18 protein-coding genes are annotated in these 20196 nt (G+C 61.5%); 10 read left to right on the top strand and 8 right to left on the bottom strand.

Going from position 1 to position 20196, the window contains the following annotated elements:
* Positions 1 to 19 precede the first annotated feature (19 nt).
* The 3 genes from rsxA to J2887_RS13100 are packed head-to-tail and all read right to left on the bottom strand — an operon-like array spanning position 20 to position 2879.
* Positions 20 to 601, bottom strand: a complete 582-nt coding sequence (gene rsxA / locus J2887_RS13110) for an electron transport complex subunit RsxA (protein ID WP_227171566.1) — start codon at positions 599 to 601, stop codon at positions 20 to 22.
* Positions 602 to 622: 21 nt separating this feature from the next.
* Positions 623 to 2656 carry a methionine--tRNA ligase gene (gene metG, locus J2887_RS13105; protein ID WP_227171565.1) on the bottom strand — a complete coding sequence of 678 codons (2034 nt, stop codon included), beginning with the start codon at positions 2654 to 2656 and terminating at the stop codon, positions 623 to 625.
* A 1-nt stretch (position 2657) separates the two neighbouring features.
* The gene (locus J2887_RS13100) at positions 2658 to 2879 is read right to left on the bottom strand and encodes a hypothetical protein (protein ID WP_227171564.1); all 222 of its coding nucleotides are present in this window, start codon (positions 2877 to 2879) and stop codon (positions 2658 to 2660) included.
* On the opposite strand from J2887_RS13100, the gene apbC reads away from it, so the two are divergent.
* The 4 genes from apbC (at position 2878) to J2887_RS13080 (ending at position 6688) form a co-directional block, all read left to right on the top strand.
* A complete protein-coding gene (apbC, locus tag J2887_RS13095) occupies positions 2878 to 3978 on the top strand; it encodes an iron-sulfur cluster carrier protein ApbC (RefSeq protein WP_227171563.1) in 1101 nt (366 codons plus the stop codon). The genes J2887_RS13100 and apbC overlap by 2 nt on opposite strands.
* A 129-nt stretch (positions 3979 to 4107) precedes the next feature.
* On the top strand, positions 4108 to 4674 hold the full coding sequence (gene dcd, locus J2887_RS13090; RefSeq protein ID WP_227171562.1) for a dCTP deaminase: 567 nt from the start codon (positions 4108 to 4110) through the stop codon (positions 4672 to 4674).
* Between the two features lie 46 nt (positions 4675 to 4720).
* Positions 4721 to 5320, top strand: a complete 600-nt coding sequence (locus J2887_RS13085; RefSeq protein ID WP_227171561.1) for a YjaG family protein — start codon at positions 4721 to 4723, stop codon at positions 5318 to 5320.
* Between the two features lie 105 nt (positions 5321 to 5425).
* Positions 5426 to 6688, top strand: coding sequence for a valine--pyruvate transaminase (locus tag J2887_RS13080; RefSeq protein ID WP_227171560.1), 1263 nt, complete (start codon positions 5426 to 5428; stop codon positions 6686 to 6688).
* On the opposite strand, the gene J2887_RS13075 is transcribed toward J2887_RS13080, so the two are convergent.
* From J2887_RS13075 to purM, 3 genes are all read right to left on the bottom strand, one after another.
* Entirely contained in the window at positions 6663 to 7433 is a 771-nt protein-coding gene (locus J2887_RS13075) for a DUF3108 domain-containing protein (protein ID WP_227171559.1), read from the bottom strand. The two genes, J2887_RS13080 and J2887_RS13075, sit on opposite strands and share 26 nt — an antisense overlap.
* Before the next feature lie 143 nt (positions 7434 to 7576).
* A complete protein-coding gene (purN, locus tag J2887_RS13070) occupies positions 7577 to 8245 on the bottom strand; it encodes a phosphoribosylglycinamide formyltransferase (protein ID WP_227171558.1) in 669 nt (222 codons plus the stop codon).
* Positions 8242 to 9306 carry a phosphoribosylformylglycinamidine cyclo-ligase gene (gene purM, locus J2887_RS13065; RefSeq protein ID WP_227171557.1) on the bottom strand — a complete coding sequence of 355 codons (1065 nt, stop codon included), beginning with the start codon at positions 9304 to 9306 and terminating at the stop codon, positions 8242 to 8244. Before purM ends, purN begins: the two co-directional genes overlap by 4 nt.
* A 211-nt stretch (positions 9307 to 9517) precedes the next feature.
* Between purM and J2887_RS13060 the strand changes: the two genes are divergently transcribed.
* The 5 genes from J2887_RS13060 (at position 9518) to J2887_RS13040 (ending at position 13593) form a co-directional block, all read left to right on the top strand.
* Entirely contained in the window at positions 9518 to 10861 is a 1344-nt protein-coding gene (locus J2887_RS13060; protein ID WP_227171556.1) for a DUF2066 domain-containing protein, read from the top strand.
* Between the two features lie 30 nt (positions 10862 to 10891).
* Positions 10892 to 11449 (top strand): CDP-alcohol phosphatidyltransferase family protein, encoded by a 558-nt coding sequence (locus J2887_RS13055; protein ID WP_227171555.1) that lies wholly within the window; start codon positions 10892 to 10894, stop codon positions 11447 to 11449.
* The gene (hda, locus tag J2887_RS13050; protein ID WP_227171554.1) at positions 11428 to 12150 is read left to right on the top strand and encodes a DnaA regulatory inactivator Hda; all 723 of its coding nucleotides are present in this window, start codon (positions 11428 to 11430) and stop codon (positions 12148 to 12150) included. The genes J2887_RS13055 and hda overlap by 22 nt, the downstream gene beginning before the upstream one ends.
* A 263-nt stretch (positions 12151 to 12413) precedes the next feature.
* Positions 12414 to 13211, top strand: coding sequence for a ParA family protein (locus tag J2887_RS13045; protein WP_227171553.1), 798 nt, complete (start codon positions 12414 to 12416; stop codon positions 13209 to 13211).
* Between the two features lie 52 nt (positions 13212 to 13263).
* Complete coding sequence (locus J2887_RS13040; RefSeq protein ID WP_227171552.1) at positions 13264 to 13593, top strand: YqcC family protein; 330 nt, start codon at positions 13264 to 13266, stop codon at positions 13591 to 13593.
* A 39-nt stretch (positions 13594 to 13632) separates the two neighbouring features.
* On the opposite strand, the gene J2887_RS13035 is transcribed toward J2887_RS13040, so the two are convergent.
* Positions 13633 to 16383 carry an EAL domain-containing protein gene (locus tag J2887_RS13035; RefSeq protein ID WP_227171551.1) on the bottom strand — a complete coding sequence of 917 codons (2751 nt, stop codon included), beginning with the start codon at positions 16381 to 16383 and terminating at the stop codon, positions 13633 to 13635.
* 106 nt (positions 16384 to 16489) lie between these two features.
* Positions 16490 to 17368, bottom strand: a complete 879-nt coding sequence (nadC, locus tag J2887_RS13030) for a carboxylating nicotinate-nucleotide diphosphorylase (protein WP_227171550.1) — start codon at positions 17366 to 17368, stop codon at positions 16490 to 16492.
* A gap of 368 nt (positions 17369 to 17736) precedes the next feature.
* Here nadC and J2887_RS13025 point away from each other — a divergent pair, with 368 nt between their 5' ends.
* Positions 17737 to 20136, top strand: a complete 2400-nt coding sequence (locus J2887_RS13025) for a DUF1631 domain-containing protein (protein ID WP_227171549.1) — start codon at positions 17737 to 17739, stop codon at positions 20134 to 20136.
* Positions 20137 to 20196 lie beyond the last annotated feature (60 nt).

Here is a 20196-nt window from a genome sequence, read left to right as displayed (position 1 = left end):
TGGCAATAAACCCCGCTGGTCAGACGCCGACAAGGCCGGTAAAGCCCAAGAACGCCAAGGCCATCAGTCCTGCGGTGATCATGCCGATGGCGGCGCCCTGGAAGGCGACGGGAACGTCGGAGACGGCAATGCGCTCACGCATGGCGGCGAACAGCACCAGCACCAGCGAGAAGCCGGCGGCGGCGCCAAAGCCGTAGAGCACCGATTCCACGAAGTTGTTCTGCTTGTTGAGATTCAGCAGGGCAACCCCGAGCACCGCGCAGTTGGTGGTGATCAGTGGCAGGAAGATCCCCAATACCCGGTATAGCAGAGGGCTGGTCTTGCGGACCACCATCTCGGTGAACTGGACCACCACCGCGATCACCAGGATGAAGGTGATGGTCTTGAGAAATGCCAGATCCAGCGGAGCCAGCAAATAGGTGTAGGCCAGGTAACTACAGACCGAGGCCAGGGTCAGGACAAAGGTGGTGGCCAGGGACATGCCCATGGCGGTCTCCAGTTTCCCGGACACGCCCATGAACGGGCACAGGCCGAGAAACTGGACCAACACAAAGTTGTTCACCAGGATCGTGCTGACCAGAATCAGCAGGTACTCTGACATTGCAACAGGCTCCCGCGGAGACTACATGATCCGCATGCCGGGGGTGGCGCCGGAGTCCGGCGACAGGATGTGGATGTCCTTACCACCCGGGCCTGCCGCCAGCACCATGCCTTCCGACAGGCCGAATTTCATCTTCCGTGGTTTCAGGTTGGCGACCATGACGGTCAGCCGGCCTTCCAGATCTTTCGGGTTGTAGGCGGACTTGATACCAGCAAACACGTTGCGCTCGCCGTGACCTATATCAAGGGTCAGGCGCAACAGCTTGTCAGCACCTTCCACATGCTCCGCTTTTACAATCCTGGCCACCCGCAGATCGACCTTGGCAAAGTCGGCGAATTCTATCTCATCGGCAACCGGTTCCAGATTGGCTGCGGCGGCCGGTTTTGCGGGCTCGGCGGATACCGATTCGCGGGACGCCTCCAGCATTTTCTCGATCTGGGCCATGTCGACCCGGTTCATCAGTGGCTTGAACTTGTTGATGCCGTGGTTCTGCAGCAGCTCGCCACGGTCGTTCCAGTTCAGCGGGCTGTTGAGGAACTCGGCGGCGGCTTCGGCGGTTTTCGGCAGCACCGGCGCAAGGTAGGTCATCAGCAGGCGGAACATATTGATGGCGTTGGTGCAGATCGCCTGCAGGGCGGCGTCCTGGCCTTCCTGCTTGGCGATCACCCAGGGCTGCTCGTCGTTGACATACTGGTTGGCAATGTCGGCCAGCTCCATGATCCGGCGCATCGCACGGCCAAACTCACGTCCCTCATAGTGCTCGGCAATCTCCTGGCCGGCGTCGATAAAGGTGTTCAGCTTGTCCTGCTCGGTCACGGTGCCAAGCTGGCCATCAAACCGCTTGGTGATGAAGCCGGCGCTGCGGCTGGCGATGTTCACCACCTTGCCCACCAGATCGGAGTTCACCCGGGAGGCAAAGTCCTCCAGGTTCAGGTCCATGTCGTCGACACCGCTGCCGAGCTTGGCCGCGAAGTAGTAGCGCAGATACTCCGGATTGAGGTGATCCAGGTAGGTGCGGGCCATGATGAAGGTGCCCCGGGACTTTGACATCTTCTTGCCATTGACGGTGATGAAACCGTGGGCCCAGACCGCGCTCGGGGTCCGGTAGCCGGCACTGTGCAGCATGGACGGCCAGAACAGGGCGTGAAAGTTGATGATGTCCTTGCCGATGAAGTGGTAGACCTCGGCGTCGGAATCGGCGTTCCAGAAATGGTCGAAATCGATGCCTTCGCGATCACACAGGTTCTTGAAGCTGGCCAGGTAGCCAATGGGTGCGTCCAGCCAGACATAGAAGTACTTGCCCGGTGCGTCAGGAATCTCAAACCCGAAGTAGGGCGCATCACGGCTGATGTCCCACTCCTGCAGGCCGGCGTCCAGCCACTCCGACAGCTTGTTGGCGATCTGGGGCTGGAGGGCGCCACTGCGGGTCCACTGCTGCAGGAAGTCGGTGAACTCCGGCAGACGGAAGAAGTAATGCTCCGATTCTTTCTCAATCGGCGTGGCGCCGGACACTGCGGAGGTCGGGTTGATCAGCTCCGCCGGGGTGTAGGTGGCACCACAGACTTCACAGTTGTCACCGTACTGGTCCTCGGACTTGCACTTCGGACAGGTGCCCTTGATGAAGCGGTCCGCCAGGAACATCTCTTTTTCCGGGTCGTAGGCCTGGGTGATCTTGCGGGTGGCGATGTGATCGTTCTCACTCAGACGCCGGTAGATGTACTCCGAGAACGACCGGTTCTCCTCCGAGTGGGTGGAGTGGTAGTTGTCGAAGTGGATGTTGAAACCGGCAAAATCCTCCTGATGCTCCTGACGGATACGGTCAATCAGGGCCTCGGAGGTGATGCCTTCGCGCTCGGCACGGAGCATAATGGCGGTGCCGTGGGCATCGTCTGCGCAAACGTAGTAACAGTTTTGGCCACGCATTCGCTGGTACCGGGCCCAGATATCAGTCTGGATATACTCCAACAGGTGTCCCAGGTGAATCGGGCCGTTGGCGTAGGGCAGGGCGCTGGTAACCAGAATGTCGCGCTGTTTCTGTTCGCTTGCTTGCGTCATGTTAAGTGTCCGAACCTTGATCAATAATGGATGTGGTCAGAAGCGGGCACAGATGATACCTTCCGGCCGGTAATTTTTCATCCAGATAGCCCGTTTTTGTTGCCCCGAGCGCCGGGTGCTGGCGTCCTGCCAGCGGTGACTGACGGGGCGGCTGGCTTTCGACATCGCTGCTGCCGGTGTGCCTGGCATTCTGGTGGCGCCCCCACTTTCTGGAGAACGGCATGACCGACGTTTCCCGGCAGGCTCTTGAAGCCGCCGTGCGCCAATACCAAGACCCCTATCTCGAATGTGATCTGTTCCAGCTGGATGCGGTGAAGTCGCTGACCATCGACGACGCCGGCGAGGTGTCGCTAGTGGTTGAGCTGCCTTACGCCGCTGAGGGCATCACTGGCGCCCTGCGGCAGTTGGTGAGTTCGGCGCTGGAGAATGTGCCTGGCGTGGCGTCGGTTTCGGTCACAGTGAATCAGCGTATCCATGCCCACCAGGCCCAGCGTGACCTGAAATCCATCGCCGGGGTCAAGAACATCATCGCGGTTGCGTCCGGCAAGGGTGGGGTTGGCAAGTCGACCACATCGGTGAACCTGGCGCTGGCGCTGAGTCAGGAAGGTGCGCGGGTGGGTATCCTGGATGCGGATATCTACGGCCCCAGCGTTGGCATGATGCTGGGCATTGCCGAAGGCACGCGCCCCGACACCAAAGAGAACAAATACTTCCTGCCGCTGAAGGCGCATGGTATGCAGGCCATCTCGATGGCCTTCCTGGTGACTGACAAGACACCGATGGTGTGGCGTGGCCCGATGGTCAGCGGTGCGGTGCAGCAGCTGCTGACCCAGACCTTGTGGGACGAGCTGGACTATCTGGTGGTGGACATGCCTCCGGGCACCGGCGATATCCAGCTGACCCTGGCGCAGAAAGTGCCGGTGACCGGCGCGGTGGTGGTTACCACCCCTCAGGACATTGCCCTGCTGGACTGCAAGAAAGGCATTGAAATGTTCCGCAAGGTCGACATTCCGGTGCTGGGCGTGGTGGAAAACATGAGCGTGCATATCTGCAGCCACTGTGGCCACGAAGAGGCGCTGTTCGGCCATGGCGGCGGCGAGCGGGTATCCGAAGAGTACGACACACCGCTGCTGGGTCAGCTGCCGCTGCACATGACCATCCGCGAGCAGACCGATGGTGGCACGCCGTCGGTGGTGGCGGAACCGGACTCGGAAGTGGCCCGTCGCTACCGCGATATCGCCCGCCGGCTGAGCGCCCTGTTGTCCCAGCGACAGCGTAACCTGAGTTCGCCCATTCCCAGCATTTCCATCAGCGACGACTGAGGGATTTCCGCAGCGACCTCCGCCGGCTTTGGCGTTGGTGGGCGTGGGTGGTTACAATAGCCGGTTTACGGGAGCGGGCTTGACCACTCCCGTCCGCACATTGTCCGAATTCACCGTGAGATTGAACTGATGAGTATAAAGTCCGACAAGTGGATCCGCCGCATGTCCGAAGAGGCCGGCATGATTGAACCGTTCGAGCCTGGCCAGGTGCGTGAGTCCGGGAAGGGCCGGGTCATCTCCTACGGTACGTCCAGCTACGGCTACGACGTGCGGTGCAGCAATGAGTTCAAGATCTTCACCAATGTGCATTCGGCCACGGTGGACCCGAAGAACTTTGACGACAACAGCTTCGTCAACGTGACCAGCGACGTCTGCATCATTCCGCCCAACTCTTTCGCCCTGGCGCGCACCGTGGAGTACTTCCGCATTCCGCGCAACGTGCTGACCATCTGCCTGGGCAAATCCACATACGCTCGTTGCGGCATCATCGTCAACGTCACCCCGTTGGAGCCGGAATGGGAAGGGCAGGTGACTCTGGAGTTTTCCAACACCACCAACCTGCCGGCGAAAATCTACGCCAACGAAGGGGTGGCGCAGATGCTGTTCTTCGAGTCGGATGAAGTCTGTGAGACCAGCTACAAGGACCGCGGCGGCAAGTACCTGGGCCAGACCGGCGTGACCCTGCCAAAAACATGAGGTGTCGCGACCGTCTGACCCTCCCGATCTTCAAGGCGACAGCGCTATGAATGCCAACCAGTTCCTGAAAGCGGTCGAGCAGCTCCATGGCTGGCGAGAGTTCGCCTTCATTGTGGCTCTGGCCGAGCGCGGCTTTCCAAACTACGCCCTGTTTGCCGATGCGGTGGGCCTGAAGACCGGCGCCAAGATGCGCCAGCTTCTCGACGTCACCTGGGAGATGCTGCAGCAGGAGCCGTCGGAATCGGCTATCCCGCAGTTGCTGACGAAACAGGAGGCGTTGTCACCGGATGTAAACGCCTACGACGCGTATGGCGTTTACCCGGCGTTTGATTTCTGCCGCCTGCTGGAGCAGGCCCTGTTGTGCCGGCTCAATCCGGATCGGCACCGGGCCACCGAAGCCTCCCAGTGGGCAACGGCCACCGTAGTGGACTTCGTTGAAGTGTCTGACGGCGAGGCGCTGGACGAGGATGAGTTGGTGCGCCTGCTTGATCAGCATCCGCTGATGAAGGCGGACAAGGCGTTCCAGCGTGACCTGGTGTTGGCCCTGAAGCGTCAGCGCACACCACTGGAGCGTTTTGTCGACGAGCTGCGTGACATGGCGGCGAACGACGGCATCAGCAATATCGGCATATCACTGCAGGACTGAGTACGCCGGGTACAGGCGTCGGGTCCTGGTCCCGGGGGCTCCCCGGGTTTTCTGAATGGCTATCGCGATGGATGGCGATTCTTGGACGACTTGGACGATCACACCATGAAACTGTCTTCTTTCGGCCGCAAGTTCACCGCCGGCGCCGGTATCACGTCGTTGATGGAGGATCTGGGCAACGCCCTGGCATCCGGCGACGACATGATCATGATGGGTGGTGGTAACCCAGGCCACATCCCCGAAGTGCAAGCCCGACTGACCGAGGTGTTGGGCGATCTGGCCGCCGATCCCGATGCGGTACGCCGCGTGGTGGGGATTTACGATCCGCCCCAGGGCGAGAAACGCTTCATCGCGGCGCTGGTGGATCTGCTGAACGCGGAATACGGCTGGAACCTGGCGTCGGAGAACGTGGCTCTGACCAATGGCAGTCAGGCGGCATTCTTCATGCTGTTCAACATGTTCGGTGGCGACTACGAAGACGGCCACCGCAGGCACATCCTGCTGCCGATGGCGCCGGAGTACATCGGTTATGCCGACGCCGGGATTGCGCCGGAGCTGTTCAAGGCGGTGAAGCCGGAGATCACCTTCACCGACGCCCACGAGTTCAAGTATCGGGTCGATTTTGATGCGGTGGAGGTGACGGCAGACACCGGCGCCATCTGCGTGTCACGGCCGACCAATCCCACTGGCAATGTGGTCACGGATGAGGAACTGGCGCGCCTCGAGGCGCTGGCCCGGCGTCATGATGTGCCGCTGATTGTCGATGGCGCTTACGGTACGCCGTTCCCGAGCCTGCTGTTCGTGGAGGCAACGCCGACCTGGAATGAGCAGATAGTGCTGTGCCTGAGCCTGTCCAAGTTGGGTTTGCCGGCGGCGCGAACCGGTATTGTGATTGCGGATGAGCGCATCATTTCAGCGCTATCCGGGGTCAACGCCATCATGAACCTGGCCACCGGCAGTTTTGGTGCGATGCTGGCGGAGCCTCTGGTGCGCAGCGGCGAGATTTTGTCCCTCAGCCGGGAAGTGGTGTGTCCGTTCTATCGTGGCAAGATGGAGCGGGCGGTCGCGGCCTTTACCCAGGCTATGGGGGAGGGTATTCGCTGGTATGTGCACAAGCCGGAGGGCGCAATGTTCCTGTGGCTGTGGTTCCCGGGCCTGCCGATTTCCAGCCTGGAACTGTACCAGCGCCTCAAGGAGCGAGGGGTGTTGGTGGTGTCCGGCCATTACTTCTTCCCGGGCCTGCCGGAGGATGACTGGCGTCACCGCCATGAGTGCCTGCGGGTGACCTATTCCCAGGACGATGCTCAGGTAGCCGAAGGGTTGCGTATCATCGCCGACGAGGTCAAGGCGGTGTGGGCCGCTCACTGAGGTCCATGTCTTCCAGGTGAATCTGGTATCGGCTGCCATCCGGTTCTTTCTGGGTCAGCCGTACCAGCAGGTGTTGCCATTGGGGCGCGAACCACATCAGCGTTTCGCGCCCGCTGCCTTCCCCGCGGACTTTCTCTACCACCAGGGTCTCCACTTCACCCAGCTCCGTCTGCAGAGGCTCCTGGCGAATGACCTGGAAACGGTCTTCGTCGTAGCGCCCCTTGTCCACCACCTGATAGGTCACATCGGTCAATCCCGCCCGCAGGTCCTGATGGAGCTGCAGTTGGTAGCCCAGCGGGTCCAGGCTGCCGGGCCGGAGCGGCAACTCGAAGGTCTTACCCTCATAGCGACCGGACACCACACCATCCTGCCAGTTGAAGTCAATCAGCCGCTCGCGGTCACGGATCAGCATGCCGGACAGGTGGTAGCGATAGCGCAGAGGGATCACGCAATGATCCTGCCAGCGGAAGATGACCGACTCGGTGATGTTGGCAATGAATGACGATACCCTGAAATCGTAGTGCCACAGGCCACTGTCCAGTTGTCGCAGCGTGCGGGTGGCGCCGCCATCAATCGCCACGCCTTTGTCCAGCGAAGCGCTGAAACTGGCTTCGTAGGGCGTCAGCGAGAGTGGCGAAGTCGTCTCGGAAGGCGTGGTGGATGCCAGACTGACTGTGCTGGTCAGGAACAGTAAGGCGCCGATCATGGCGGTCGAGAACAGTCGGTGCAGGACCGAGGTGGGCATGGACGGGCTCTCCGGGCAACGTCGTGATGAGTGCGGGATTGCAGCCAGGGTGAGAATATCGCCCTGGCTCGCTCACAGTGTAGCCCGAAGGGAAAGTCTCTGGAATGACAGGGCGTTAACCCGGCCTCCTTGGCCGGGCGTTTTCAGGCTTCCTCGGCCGGCAGCACCAGGGGCTGGGTCAGCGGGGCGCCGTCAAAGGTGGCGTGTTCGTCATCCAGCTGAACCCGGCCTTCGCAGAACCAGCGCAGTACGATGGGGTACAGTACGTGCTCCTGTTGTTGCACCCGGGCAGCGAGGCTCTGGGCGTCATCATCAGCAGCCACGGCGACCTCGGCCTGGGCGATCACCGGGCCGCCATCCAGGTCTTCGGTGACGAAGTGGATTGACACGCCGTGGCGTTGGTCGCCGGCATCGAGAGCGCGCTGGTGGGTGTTGAGGCCAGTGTATTTCGGCAGCAGCGACGGATGGATGTTCAGCATCCGGCCGCGGAAGGCGTTGACGAATCCGGGTGTGAGAATGCGCATGAATCCGGCAAGCACCACCACGTCGGGGCTGTGGCGCTCAATCTCCGCTTTCAGGGCGGTGTCGAACTCATCGCGGGAGCCGAATTTCTGGTGGTCCACGGTGAAGGTCTCGATGCCGGCCCGTTTGGCGCGTTCCAGGGCCAGGACGTCCGGCCGATTGCTGCCGACAGCGACGATCTGCCCCGGGTAGTCCCGCTCCCGGGTGGCTTCGATCAGTGCCTGCAGATTGCTGCCGCTGCCGGATACCAGCACCAGGATGCGGGGATCGGTCAGTTCCTGGTTCATCATGCGTTCAGCAGTCCTGGCGCGTAGCGAACCGCTGCGTCGGCGTCACGATCGTCCTGGCGCTCGATGGTGCCGATTTCCCAGGCCTGCTCGCCCATGGATTGCAGGGCGTCCAGGGCCAGCTGTTTCTGGTTGGCCGGTACGCAGATGATCATGCCCACGCCGCAGTTGAAGGTGCGGTACATCTCTTCAATGGCCACGTTGCCGTTGTCCTGCAACCACTGGAAGACGGGTGGCAGTTGCCAGCTGTTGGTGTCGATGGCGGCCACGGTTCCCTTGGGAAGCACGCGGGGAATGTTCTCCGGCAGGCCGCCGCCGGTGATGTGGGACATGGCCCGGATCTCGACTTCGCAGCGCAGTTGCAGCAGGTTTTTGACGTAGATGCGTGTCGGCGCCATCAGCGCATCGGCCAGGGTTTGACCTGCCAGGTCCTGCTGCAGGTCAGCGTCGCTGACTTCGATGATCTTGCGAATCAGTGAGTAACCGTTGGAGTGGGGGCCGGAGGAGCCCAGGGCGATAAGGGCGTCGCCTTCCTGGACCTGGGAGCCGTCGATGATCTCGCCGCGCTCGACCACGCCAACACAGAAACCGGCCAGGTCGTAGTCGTCGCCTTCGTACATGCCGGGCATTTCGGCAGTCTCACCACCCACCAGGGCGCAGCCGGAGAGCTCGCAACCGGTGCCGATGCCTTCCACCACCTGGGCGGCCACATCAACGTTGAGCTTGCCGGTGGCGTAGTAGTCCAGGAAGAACAGTGGCTCGGCACCGCCAACCACCAGATCGTTGACGCACATGGCAACCAGGTCGATACCGATGCTGTCGTGCTTGTTCAGTTGCATGGCCAGGCGAAGCTTGGTGCCCACTCCGTCGGTACCGGATACCAGCACTGGCTCTTTGTAGCCGGCGGGGATGGCCACCGTGGCGCCAAAACCACCCAGACCGCCGAGGACTTCCGGGCGTCGGGTGCGGGCCGCGGTATCCTTGATGCGATGGACCAGGTCATTGCCGGCGTCAATGTCGACACCCGCGTCGCGGTAGGTGAGGGAGGGCTTGCGTTCGCTCATGGTAGTGAAAACCGTTTTGGCCGAAGGATAGGCGCGGGATTTTACCAGTTGCGAGGGGGCGCTCCAACCGCATTTCCCCTGACGTCCTCCAGCCGCGGGGCCCATCGCTCCGTATGGCCGTTTTTTTGCCGTGGCAGCGCGGCCGGGTTGCTACTCAGCGTTGGGGCCTTGGTGTATCCTATGCGCCACAAAACGGAATGCAGGGTGATTCATGCCAGGACACGGTCTTACGCACAAAACGACAACCTTCCCCAACGCCCGCTGGCTCAGGCGCCTGGTGCCGCTGTTGCTGGCTCTGGTGTGGTCGTCAGCGTCGGCGGTTACGGTGGAAGGGCTTTATGCCGTTGAGGTGCCCGTCGCCGGATCTGGCCAGAGCCAGTTGGAGGCCGGGGCCCGAGAGGGGCTCAAACAGGTGCTGCTGCGGGTGTCGGGCCATTCCAGCATCCTCCAGCGGGAAGAGCTGGCACCGGTACTGGAGCAGTCGGAATCGCTGCTGCAAACCTATCAGTTTCTGCGGGGTGGTGGTCGTGGCTATCGCCTGCGAATGACGTTTGGTGCCGTTGGGGTAAACCAGGCGCTGTCGTCGATTGATGCGCCGGTGTGGGGCGCCAACCGCCCTCTGGCGCTGGCCTGGGTGGCGGTGCAGCAGGGTGCCAGCCGGGAGCTGGTGACTCAGCCCCGGATCAATGACGACGGTGAAGCCGCTTCTGGCGGTCGCTGGTATCGGGCTTTCCAGGCGGCAGCGGCCCGGCGGGGACTGCCGCTGGCATTTCCACCCCAGGCCTGGGCCGGAGATCGGGAGCTGCTGTCGGAAGTGTGGGGGCAGTTCCTGGGTGAGCTCCGCTCGGCGTCGGAAGACCTCAGTCACGATTTGCTGGCGTCGGTACGGATCAGTCGTTCCGGTGGCGGCTGGCAGGGTGCCTGGGTGCTGGACGGCCGCGGACTGGAAGAATCGGACCGCGCTATTGAGGCCGGCTCGCCAGAGGCTCTCGCAGAGCGTATGGTGAGCCATTGGGCTGATCTGCTGGCGTCCCGTTACGCGGTCGCAGCCGGTGAAATTGCCGATTCCCCACAGGTCGACATCGTACTGGACAATGTTGAGCGGATGACCGATTACGCAGCGGCCAAGGCGGCGCTGGATGGTTTGACGCCAGTGCTGAAAGTTGGCCCGGTACGGGTGACGCCAACCCGGGTGGTGCTGCGGGTGGCATTCTCGGGTGAGCTGGCCCAGTTGCGGGAGTACATGGCGCTGGACCCGCGCTTTGTCTCCGAGGAAGCGACAGTGATGGCTGCAGAGGACAATGCAGCAGAAGGCATTGCCGCCGCCGACGATGTGGCACAGACTGCCGGCGGGCAATCCACAGAAACTGCCGGTGGCGACGTTGACGGACAGGCAGCGGCGGGTGAGGGTGAGGTTGCGCCGCCGGTGTTTCGTTACCAGTCATCGGCGCTGAATCCCGAGGACAGTGAACAGGCTTTCGAGTCGCTGTACCCCATTCTTCACTATCGCTGGCAGCGGGCTCCCTCCGCTGGTGGCGATGCCGGCCAGCCCTAGGCTGGCCGTCTGGCGAAACGGAGTCGACGGATGACCCACAGCTGGCGCTGGATCCCCAATGCGCTGACGTTTCTTCGGGCGTTCCTGATCCTGCCGTTCGCTATTGCGCTTTGGGAAGGTAACTACCGGCCAGCGTTGGTGATTTTTCTGTTGGCCGCGGTTACCGACGCCTTCGACGGGTTTCTGGCCAGGCAGTTTGACTGGCGCAGCCGTATTGGGGCTGTGGCGGACCCCCTGGCCGACAAGGCCTTGCTGATTACCTCCTATCTCATGCTGTCGCTCACCGGGGTTCTGCCCATGTGGCTGTTCTTGCTGGTATTGGGGCGGGATCTATTGATCGTTGCCGGCGGCCTCGCGTTCCATTACGGTATCGGCCGTTTTGAGATGCAGCCCAGTTTTCTGGGCAAGTTCAATACCCTGGTGCAGATTCTGGTGGTTCTGGTAATCATCATGATGCTGGCCGGAGTCCCGCTCCAGTCCTGGGTGAAGGAAGCGGGGATTGTGCTGGTGGCACTGTCGACGATCATCAGCGGTATTCATTACGTAGTGGTGTGGAGTATGCGGGCGTGGAGGGCAAAGAGGCATTGAGTGGTCCTCAGCTGACCCTGGGCGTGAAGCTCAGGGATGATGCCAGATTCGACAACTTTCATGGCGAGCGCAACGCGTCCGCGGCCAACCGCCTCAAGCAGCTGGTGGATGCCGGCGGTGGCAGCGGGTTGCAGGTGGTGGTGCTGTGCGGGGATTCCGACACCGGCAAGAGCCACCTGTTGCAGGCTGCCTGTCACCAGGCGGAGGGACGTTCAGAGCGGACCGTCTGCATCAGCATGGAGGAAGTGCTGCCCTTTGGTCCTGGCGCACTCGCTGGCTTGGAGCAACTGGATCTGATCTGCCTGGACGACCTGGACCTGATCGCCGGCAAGGCGGACTGGGAGGAGGCGGTGTTTCACCTCTATAACCGCATCCTCGACCGGGGACGCCGGTTGATGGTGAGTCTGTCGGCGCCCCCCAGTGTGGTGTCATTTGGTTTGCGGGACCTGCTGTCGCGGTTGCAGCATGGGCTGGTGATCCAGGTGGGTATCTACCGGGACGATGATCGGCTGACCATTCTTCGAACCCGCGCCGAGCAGCGGGGATTGGTACTGGCGGATGATGTTGCGGGCTTCATCATGCGACGGGCGCCGAGAAAACTGGCGGACCTGCTGGCCATTCTGGACAGGCTGGACGAAAATTCCCTGCGGGCCCAGCGAAAACTGACGATACCCTTCGTCAAGTCGGTCATGGGCTGGTAAGCGTCCGGACCGGATAATAGCGGGTTAAGGCCGGACAAGCTCAGTTCAGATAACTCAGTTGGATTGGCTAACGCCGTTTTAGATAACCAAGAGAGCCGGGCAAACGGCTCCAGAATACTCAAGGAACAACTCAGGCACGTGACAGGCCTGGACAACCTCAGGGACCGCCAGTGTGTCACTGTCCGGAGTGTGTGGTCAGCACGCCTGTGCCAGACCGTCGCCCGGCCGACAGTCGGTCCCCACGCACACATCCAGGGGACAGTATGAGAAGAGTCGTATTCAATCAGAAAGGGGGTGTTGGCAAATCCAGCATCACCTGTAACCTGGCGGCCATCAGCGCTGCCCGTGGCAAGCGTACGCTGGTGGTGGATCTGGACCCCCAGGGCAACTCCACCCATTACCTGCTGGGCAAACCTGCGGCGGAACTCCGGGATACGGTGGCGGATCTGCTGGAGCAGACCGTGGCGTTCACCATGTTCAACCGTCGTCCCGACGAATTTGTTCACGCCAGCCCGTTTCCCAACCTGTTTGTCATGCCCTCCAGCCCGGAGCTGGACTTCCTTGAGCGCAAGCTGGAGGCCAAGCACAAGATCTACAAGCTGAGGGAGGCGCTGAAAAAGCTCGGTGAGCAGTTCGACGCCATCTACATCGACACCGCGCCGGCGCTGAATTTCTACACCCGCTCGGCTCTGATCGCCGCCCAGCGTTGCCTGATCCCGTTTGACTGCGACGACTTCTCGCGCCAGGCGTTGTACAACATTCTTAATGAAATCCGTGATCTGCAGGAAGATCACAACGACGAGCTGGTGGTCGAAGGCATCGTCGCCAACCAGTTCCAGCCCCGCGCCAGTCTGCCCAAAAAACTGGTGGCGGAATTGCTGGAAGAGGGGTTGCCGGTGTTACCGGTGCGGCTGTCCAGCTCCGTCAAAATGAAAGAGTCCCACCAGAGCCGGGAACCATTGATTCATATGGCTCCCAAACACGCCCTGACTCAGCAGTTTGAGCGCCTGTTCAGCGTGCTCAACGGCGAGCAGGTGGAACTGGAGCCTCTGGCCGACTGACGGCCGGGCCGAAGTCGAGTCAGACACGCGTCGAGCAAGAGAGAGAGAGACTGTGAGCCATCAGCCCAACGTCACCGAGGTGGCGGACTGCCTGTTACGAATCGAAATGGAACTGCGCCGGCTGGACGCCTGGTCAGACCAGCGCCCGTCGGAGCAGGCGCTGCAAAGTACCCAGCCATTCGCCGTGGACACGCTGGAGTTTACCGAATGGTTGCAGTTTATTTTCCTGGAGCGGATGAAGTGGCTGGTGGGGCAGGGGCAGACGCTGCCATCGGTATCTGGCATGGCGCCGATGGCGGAAGAGTACTTCCGGGCCCGGGAGGAATCCGGCCTGGCGTTGATCCGGGAACTGGAGGCGATGGACCGGCTGCTGTCGAAATGATGCCGGTCCCTGCAGGTACCATGGCGCCGTGAGTTGGCTTCAGGGTTCCCGTCGGGTGTGAGCCTCACCGAAGGGCATGCGGATCTGGTTTTCCGGCAGGATCGGCCCATTCTGCCGGGCCTGGGCGAACAGGTCCGGCAACTCCCCACTGGCCACCGGCGAGCAGAACCGGTGGCCCTGTAGCAGATGACAGCCGGCGGTTCGTAGGAACAGATCCTGCTCTTCGGTTTCCACTCCGGCGGCAGCCACCGTCAGAGAAAGCTGGCGGGCCAGGTTGATCAGGGTATGGATGATCGCCTGGGTGTTCTCGTCACTGGGCGCCAGGTGCAGCAGGTGCTGATCGATTTTGACCTGGTCAAACGGCAGGTCCCGCAACAGCTTGAGCGTAGACAGGCCACTGCCATAGCGGTCCAGCACCAGACCCACGCCGATTTCTTTCAGCCGATGCAGGGTGCAGGCGGTTTCCTCCAGGCGATCATTGAGGATGCGTTCGTCGATCTCCACCAGCATCAGCGCCGGGTCCAGCCGGGTGTCCCGGATAATGCGATCGACCTGCTCCGCCAGCCTGGGGTGATTGTACTGCCGTGACGACAGGTTGATGCGAATGCTCACCGGATAGCCGCTCATCGCCTGGATGGCACGGGCCTGCAGGCAGGCATTGTGGCAGATCCATTCCCCGAGGGGCTGCAATAGCCCGGTCTGTTCGGCGACATCGAGGAATTCCCCCGGAGCCAGTACGCCGCGACTGGGATGATGCCAGCGCAACAGCGCTTCCAGGCCGATGATTTTACCGTCCCGCACCTGGAACACCGGCTGGTAGTGGAGATCAAGCTGGCCGTTGTTGATGCCGTAGCGCAGTTCCCGTTCCAGGGTGATCTGGCGCTGCATCTCCTCGTTCATGTCGGCGCTGAAGAACTGGATGTTGTTGCGGCCGGCGTTCTTGGCGCGGTACATGGCCATATCGGCATTCTTCAGCAACTGCTCGTAACTGCGGGCGTCACCGGGGGCCAGGGTAATGCCGATGCTGGAGGTGATCACCAGCTCGCCACCAGGCACGGTGATGGGTTGTACGATGGCCTCGAGGATGGAGCGGGCAACCTTCTCGCAGCCCTCGGCGCCGTTCACCCGGGTCAGCAACACCGCGAATTCATCACCACCCAAGCGGCCGATGGTGTCTTCTTCCCGCACGCAGGTGTGCAACCGGTTGGACAGTTCCTGCAGCAGGCGGTCGCCGGCATCGTGACCGAGGGTGTCGTTGATGCGTTTGAAGTGGTCCACGTCCAGGCAGATCAGCGCGCAGCTGTGACGGTGGCGAATGGCGCTGCTGATGGCCTGTTTGCAGCGATCCTCAAACAATCGCCGGTTGGCGGTGTTGGTAAGCACGTCGTAGTGAGCCAGGTAATGCAGCTGACTCTGGGACTGGCGGATCTCGGTGATGTCCTGGCCGATGAGGATCAGCCGTCTCTGGCCAGGGTCGTCCTCGTCGTTCAGGCGGCTCAGGTTCCAGAGGATAAAGTGGCGGCTGCCGTTGAAGCCGTGGATCTCGGTTTCCAGTGTTTCCTGGGTCAGGCCGCTGCTGAACAGCTTGAGGATTTTCCAGGACAGCTCGTCCTGCTGCTCGGCGGGAATGAACGTGGTGCTGAGGTTGCGGCCGATGGCCTCATCGCGGCTGTAGCCGAACAGTTGCTCCGACGCACCGTTCCATTGGCGAATGACAATCTGGTCGTCCACCACAATGATCGGGTTGCTGGCAGTCTCGAACAGAGCCCGGAAATGCTGGGACGAGCGTCGGAACGACTTCTCGGCCTGCTGGCGAACGAAGATTTCATCCTTGAGCTCGAAGTTGGCGATCTGCAGTTCACGGGTGCGCTGTTCCACCACGTCTTCCAGGCCGTACTCAATCCGTTCGCGGTCTTTCAGCAGCACCCGTACGTAAAAGGATGCCGCGACAATCATGGCGGTCAGTCCCTCGATCACCAGGTAGGCCTCCAGCACGTTGTGGCCGTGCTGGAGGCCGGCAATGGCACTGGCCAGGGCCGCCAGGCCTGCACAGGAAATTGCCAGCATGGCGTCTTGCAGTGAGAAGCGGGTTGCCGCCCAGATGGTGACCGGAAACATCAGATAGAGGTTCTGTAGCGGGTCGTACCACACCACCAGCAGAATAAAACCGAGGCTGGCGAACCAGGCCATGCTCTCGAAAAGATGGCGGCGCAGGGCTCGCAGCAACAGCCCGCGATGGCGAATGCCCATCACCAGCGGTGCAATCAGGACCGCCCCAAGGAAGCCGGCGAACCAGGGTTGCAGGATGGCCTGCTGGAGATCCGGCAGGCTGGTGCCGCCGTTGAGGTAGCCAATTCCCAGGAACGGCAGGGTGGCAACGAAGCCTGCCAGGGTCAGAGTGCCGAGAAACCAGAGGAAGGCGGTGTAATGGACCAGCGGGAATTGCCGGGCCATGACCCGCCGGTAGCCCTGCCAGGTGACCAGCGCCGCGATCAGGGTGTAGAGGCTGACCGCCAGCCACCATTCCATTCCCTGGACCCAGTCTTTGGCCCCGAGCAGTGCCGGTATCAGGGCGGCCAGCAAGGTGCCGGACACCACCGATGGCAGCGCCTGACGCCCGTGGGTGAAGAGCAGGCCGATGGCGTAGCCGGTGGGCAGCCAGGCGGCGGGTGATTGCAGGGAGGTATCGAGCAGCAGCAGGCTGGCAAGTGCCAGGCACAGAAAGGCAGCGATATCGGCAATCAGCCGTAATCCGCCTGTTGGTCGGTTGGTGTCTGTGTCGTTGTTCACGGTATCCCTACCTGCTCAGTGCTGATTGCCCCGGCATTCACCTCGGTGAACAGGGAGCTTTACACCAGTATATCGGGCGGCTAACCCCGAATCCGGCGACCAGTCCTCAACTGGGTGTGTTAAAAGGTGCCAGTCGCATGGACAGGTCGATGGCCTTGATGTCCTTGGTGAGGGCGCCAATGGAAATGTAGTCGACGCCGGTCTCCGCCACCGCTGCCAGCGTGTCGCTGCTGATACCGCCGGATGCTTCCAGTTTAGTCTGTCCAGCGGCCTTGGCAACTGCGGTGCGCATGTCATCAAGCGAGAATTCATCCAGCATTACGATGTCGGCGCCAGCGGCCAGGGCCTGGTCGAGTTCTTCCAGAGACTCGGTTTCCACTTCCACCGGTCGGCCGGGGGCCAGTTGGCGGGCGCTCTGAACCGCGTTGGCGATGGAGCCGCAGGCCGCAATGTGGTTCTCCTTGATCAAGAATGCGTCCCACAGGCCGATACGGTGGTTGTGGCAGCCGCCGCAGGTGACCGCGTACTTCTGCGCCAGGCGCAGTCCCGGCAGGGTTTTGCGGGTATCAAGCAGCCGCACGCCGGTGTGTGCCACGAGGTCGGCATAGCGTTGACAGCTGGTGGCCACACCGGACAGTGACTGCAGCCAGTTGAGGGCGGCCCGTTCCGCCGTCAGCAGACTGCGGGCCGCACCCTCGCAGGTGAACAGGGTCTGATCCGGCTGCACCCGGTCCCCATCGCGCACCTGCCAGTTGATGGTCACCGTCGGGTCCACCTGGCGAAACACCTCATCCACCCAGGCCTGACCGGCAATCACCGCCGCTTCGCGAGTGATCACGCGACCACGGGTGTGGCGGTCGGCGGGAATCAGTGCCGCGGTGATATCCCCGCTGCCCACGTCTTCGCGAAGGCTGTGAGCCACGGCTTCGATTCGGGCCTGGCGGAGCATATCGGGAGTGAGGGCGGAGCTGTAGGCTGATGACATGGTTGCGGGTCCGTGGTCCGTGGTTCGAGTGAGGCGCCAGATTCTACTGCCTCATCACCGTCAGCGACAGTCTGTGACATGAGCGAATGGTAACGCTGGCTGGTTACCGGGCGACCAGAGCGCGGGTGACGAAATTTGTCAGTCAGCGCTTGATGTGTCGTAAAAACGGGCGCTTTCATGCCCCGTGGTTGAGCGGGTTGTCGACTTATTTCCGCTCAGAGTGTGATCAGGTTCCGCTCTTCACAAAAGGTGACAAAACCTGACACAAGGTGACGGGGTGAAGGCATATCATGTGTAATGCGGTGTAAATCATTGTTAAACGTGTTTTCTCACCACTCGAATATAGGGCATCGATCCGGAGTAGTCCGATGACACAGGACCGAAAAGTAGTCAGTTTGAAGAGTCAGGGGTTGGTAGACCGATTCAGTCTGCCGCCAGTACTGATGCGGTTGCGGGACGTATCGGGTCTGCGACTGCGCAGTGTGTTGTCCGACTTTTTCGACAGTGCTGACGACGTACTGTTTGGAATGGCGGAAAAGGCCGGCTCCAATCAGGACCAGACGGCCTACTTCGATGCCATGCGCGAGCTGCGCCTGCGGCGCAAGAACATGACGTCCTCGATGCTGCAATGGGTCAGTCAGGCTTTCAACGAACTGGGCACTTTCGATCCGGTTCCCAACTCGTCCGGGCTGGATCAGGTTGACCAGGACTCCCTGTCGTTGCTGGATCACGACGACATGGAACAGAAGCTGGCCATCGACGGTTTGATCACCAAGCTGCGTAACCGCCATGAACAGGCCGTTCAACTGCTGGCGGCCCGGGTTGCCCATCTGGTACCGAACATTGATCTCAAGGACCGGCAGATGCCGTTGAGTCCGGAGGTGTTGTGTACCGGTCTGGCGGAGGCCTGTGGTGATCTTGAAATTGATATCCGCGCCAAACTGATTGTGCTCAAGCTGTTCGACCAGTTGCTGATCAGCAAGCTGGACGAACTCTACCGGGAAGCCAACGAACTGTTGGTCATTCAGGGCATCCTGCCGGAACTGACGGATACTGACGCCCGTCTGCGTCGCGCCGGTCGACCCGCCAAGCAGGGACGCCGGGCGCCACCACCGCCAAGTGCCCGTGGTGCGGTTCCGCCGCCGGCAGCGCCGACGTATGAACAGCAGTCGCTGATCTCCGGCGGTCACAGTTCGGCGACGTTCTCTGAATTGTCTGAACTACTACGAGAGGGAGGGCTGGTGACAGGTCAAGTTTCGGCAGCCGATAGTCGTCCATTGGACACCCAGGCATTGATGGGCATGTTGGCCCAGTTGCAGCCGCCGATGATTGTGGATGACAACGAGCCGGTGACGTCTCTGTCTGATCAGCTGCAGTCGCTGATCCGTCCGGCCTCTGGTCCTTCCTATTCCCTGCGCCAGGTGGACAGCGATGTCATCAATCTGGTGTCAATGCTGTTTGATTTCATACTGGAAGATCACCAACTGCCGTCGCCGATCAAATCCCTGCTTGGCCGTCTGCAGATCCCGGTGCTCAAGGTCGCCCTGACCGATCAGAGTTTCTTTAACCGGGGCGGGCATCCGGCTCGCAAGCTGTTGAACGAACTGGCCATGGCCGGCATCGGCTGGGTTGAAAAATCGCCCGGTCAGCGCGACCCGCTGCGGGACAAGATTGAATCGGTGGTGGATCAGTTGGCTGAAACGTCCCTGGAGCAGCCGGATGAACTCGAGTCACTGCTGGATGACTTCTCCCGATTCATGGATCTGGACCGCCGCCGGCGGGCCCTGATCGAACAGCGCCTGCGAGACGCCGAAGAAGGCCGCGCGATTCAGGAACGCGCCCGGCAGACGGTTGACCAATTGCTGGCCGATACGTTGTCCGGTCGCGAACTGCCCCAGCCGGTGGTGGACCTGCTGCAGCAACCCTGGTGCAAATACCTGCAGTGGCTGGTGTTGCGTGAAGGCAGTGAGAGCGAGGTCTGGCACCGTGCGGTGACGCTGACCCGTCAGCTGGTCTGGAGTGTTGATCCGGAGCCCATTGACGAAAACACCCGCAGCGAACTGCTGGCGACCATTCCCACCATCGTGGACGGCCTGCGTGACGGTCTCCAGACCATCTCCTGGGACCCATTTGCCACCGACAATGCGGTGCGGGATCTGGAGCTGGCCCATGTGGATGTATTCCAGCGCCTGGTGACTCAGCGGGAAGCGCCGGTTGTGGAAAGCGAGCCGGAAGCCCCGGTGGCCGCTGAGCCGGAGCCGGAGGTCGAAGCGCCTGAAGCGAAAGCTGCCGCGCCAGACCTGCCCGCCGAGACTGCAGACGCGGTGGTGGATCTGCTGGATGATGTCCCGTTAATTGATGATGACGTTCCGGAAGTCGACGACGTCGCTGAGGCGGTCGTACCAGAGGTGACGGCGAGCGCAGAACCGGTGGCAGAGGCTTCGCCTGCTGTGGCGACTGCCACCGAGAGCACTGAACCCGCCATTGCCGAAGAATGGCTGGCCAAGGCGGATCACCTGCCGGTGGGGTCCTGGGTTGAACTGCTGAGTCAGGAAAGCCGCATCCGCTGTAAGCTGGCGGCGTACATCAAAGTCACCGGCAAGTTTATCTTCGTCAATCGCAACGGCGCGAAAGTCGCTGAACTGCAGCGTGAAGAGCTGGCCCGCGCACTGGCCAGCAAAGAGATCACCATGCTGGACGATGGCCTGATCTTTGACCGCGCCCTTGAGTCCATTATTGACAACCTGCGCACTAACCGCCGGGATTAACGGTGGTTTTCGTCCGCTGTCCGTGACATCTGGCATGTGACAGCGGTTGCGCCTTTGTGC

The organism is Marinobacter sp. CA1 (genome assembly GCF_020546665.1).
GTDB classification, from domain to species: domain Bacteria; phylum Pseudomonadota; class Gammaproteobacteria; order Pseudomonadales; family Oleiphilaceae; genus Marinobacter; species Marinobacter xestospongiae.
Note: the sequence above shows the minus strand (reverse complement) of the source record. Positions and strands in the feature narration are given on the sequence as shown.

What these genes read in the sequence shown, in the direction of transcription:
- J2887_RS13045 (WP_227171553.1), top strand. Translation starts at nt 12,414, where the DNA reads ATGAGAAGAGTCGTATTCAATCAGAAAGGGGGTGTTGGCAAATCCAGC.
- J2887_RS13085 (WP_227171561.1), top strand. Translation starts at nt 4,721, where the DNA reads ATGAATGCCAACCAGTTCCTGAAAGCGGTCGAGCAGCTCCATGGCTGG.
- purM (WP_227171557.1), bottom strand. Translation starts at nt 9,306, where the DNA reads ATGAGCGAACGCAAGCCCTCCCTCACCTACCGCGACGCGGGTGTCGAC.
- J2887_RS13075 (WP_227171559.1), bottom strand. Translation starts at nt 7,433, where the DNA reads ATGCCCACCTCGGTCCTGCACCGACTGTTCTCGACCGCCATGATCGGC.
- metG (WP_227171565.1), bottom strand. Translation starts at nt 2,656, where the DNA reads ATGACGCAAGCAAGCGAACAGAAACAGCGCGACATTCTGGTTACCAGC.
- J2887_RS13100 (WP_227171564.1), bottom strand. Translation starts at nt 2,879, where the DNA reads ATGCCGTTCTCCAGAAAGTGGGGGCGCCACCAGAATGCCAGGCACACC.
- apbC (WP_227171563.1), top strand. Translation starts at nt 2,878, where the DNA reads ATGACCGACGTTTCCCGGCAGGCTCTTGAAGCCGCCGTGCGCCAATAC.
- nadC (WP_227171550.1), bottom strand. Translation starts at nt 17,368, where the DNA reads ATGTCATCAGCCTACAGCTCCGCCCTCACTCCCGATATGCTCCGCCAG.
- J2887_RS13025 (WP_227171549.1), top strand. Translation starts at nt 17,737, where the DNA reads ATGACACAGGACCGAAAAGTAGTCAGTTTGAAGAGTCAGGGGTTGGTA.
- J2887_RS13060 (WP_227171556.1), top strand. Translation starts at nt 9,518, where the DNA reads ATGCCAGGACACGGTCTTACGCACAAAACGACAACCTTCCCCAACGCC.
- rsxA (WP_227171566.1), bottom strand. Translation starts at nt 601, where the DNA reads ATGTCAGAGTACCTGCTGATTCTGGTCAGCACGATCCTGGTGAACAAC.
- J2887_RS13080 (WP_227171560.1), top strand. Translation starts at nt 5,426, where the DNA reads ATGAAACTGTCTTCTTTCGGCCGCAAGTTCACCGCCGGCGCCGGTATC.
- J2887_RS13055 (WP_227171555.1), top strand. Translation starts at nt 10,892, where the DNA reads ATGACCCACAGCTGGCGCTGGATCCCCAATGCGCTGACGTTTCTTCGG.
- dcd (WP_227171562.1), top strand. Translation starts at nt 4,108, where the DNA reads ATGAGTATAAAGTCCGACAAGTGGATCCGCCGCATGTCCGAAGAGGCC.
- purN (WP_227171558.1), bottom strand. Translation starts at nt 8,245, where the DNA reads ATGATGAACCAGGAACTGACCGATCCCCGCATCCTGGTGCTGGTATCC.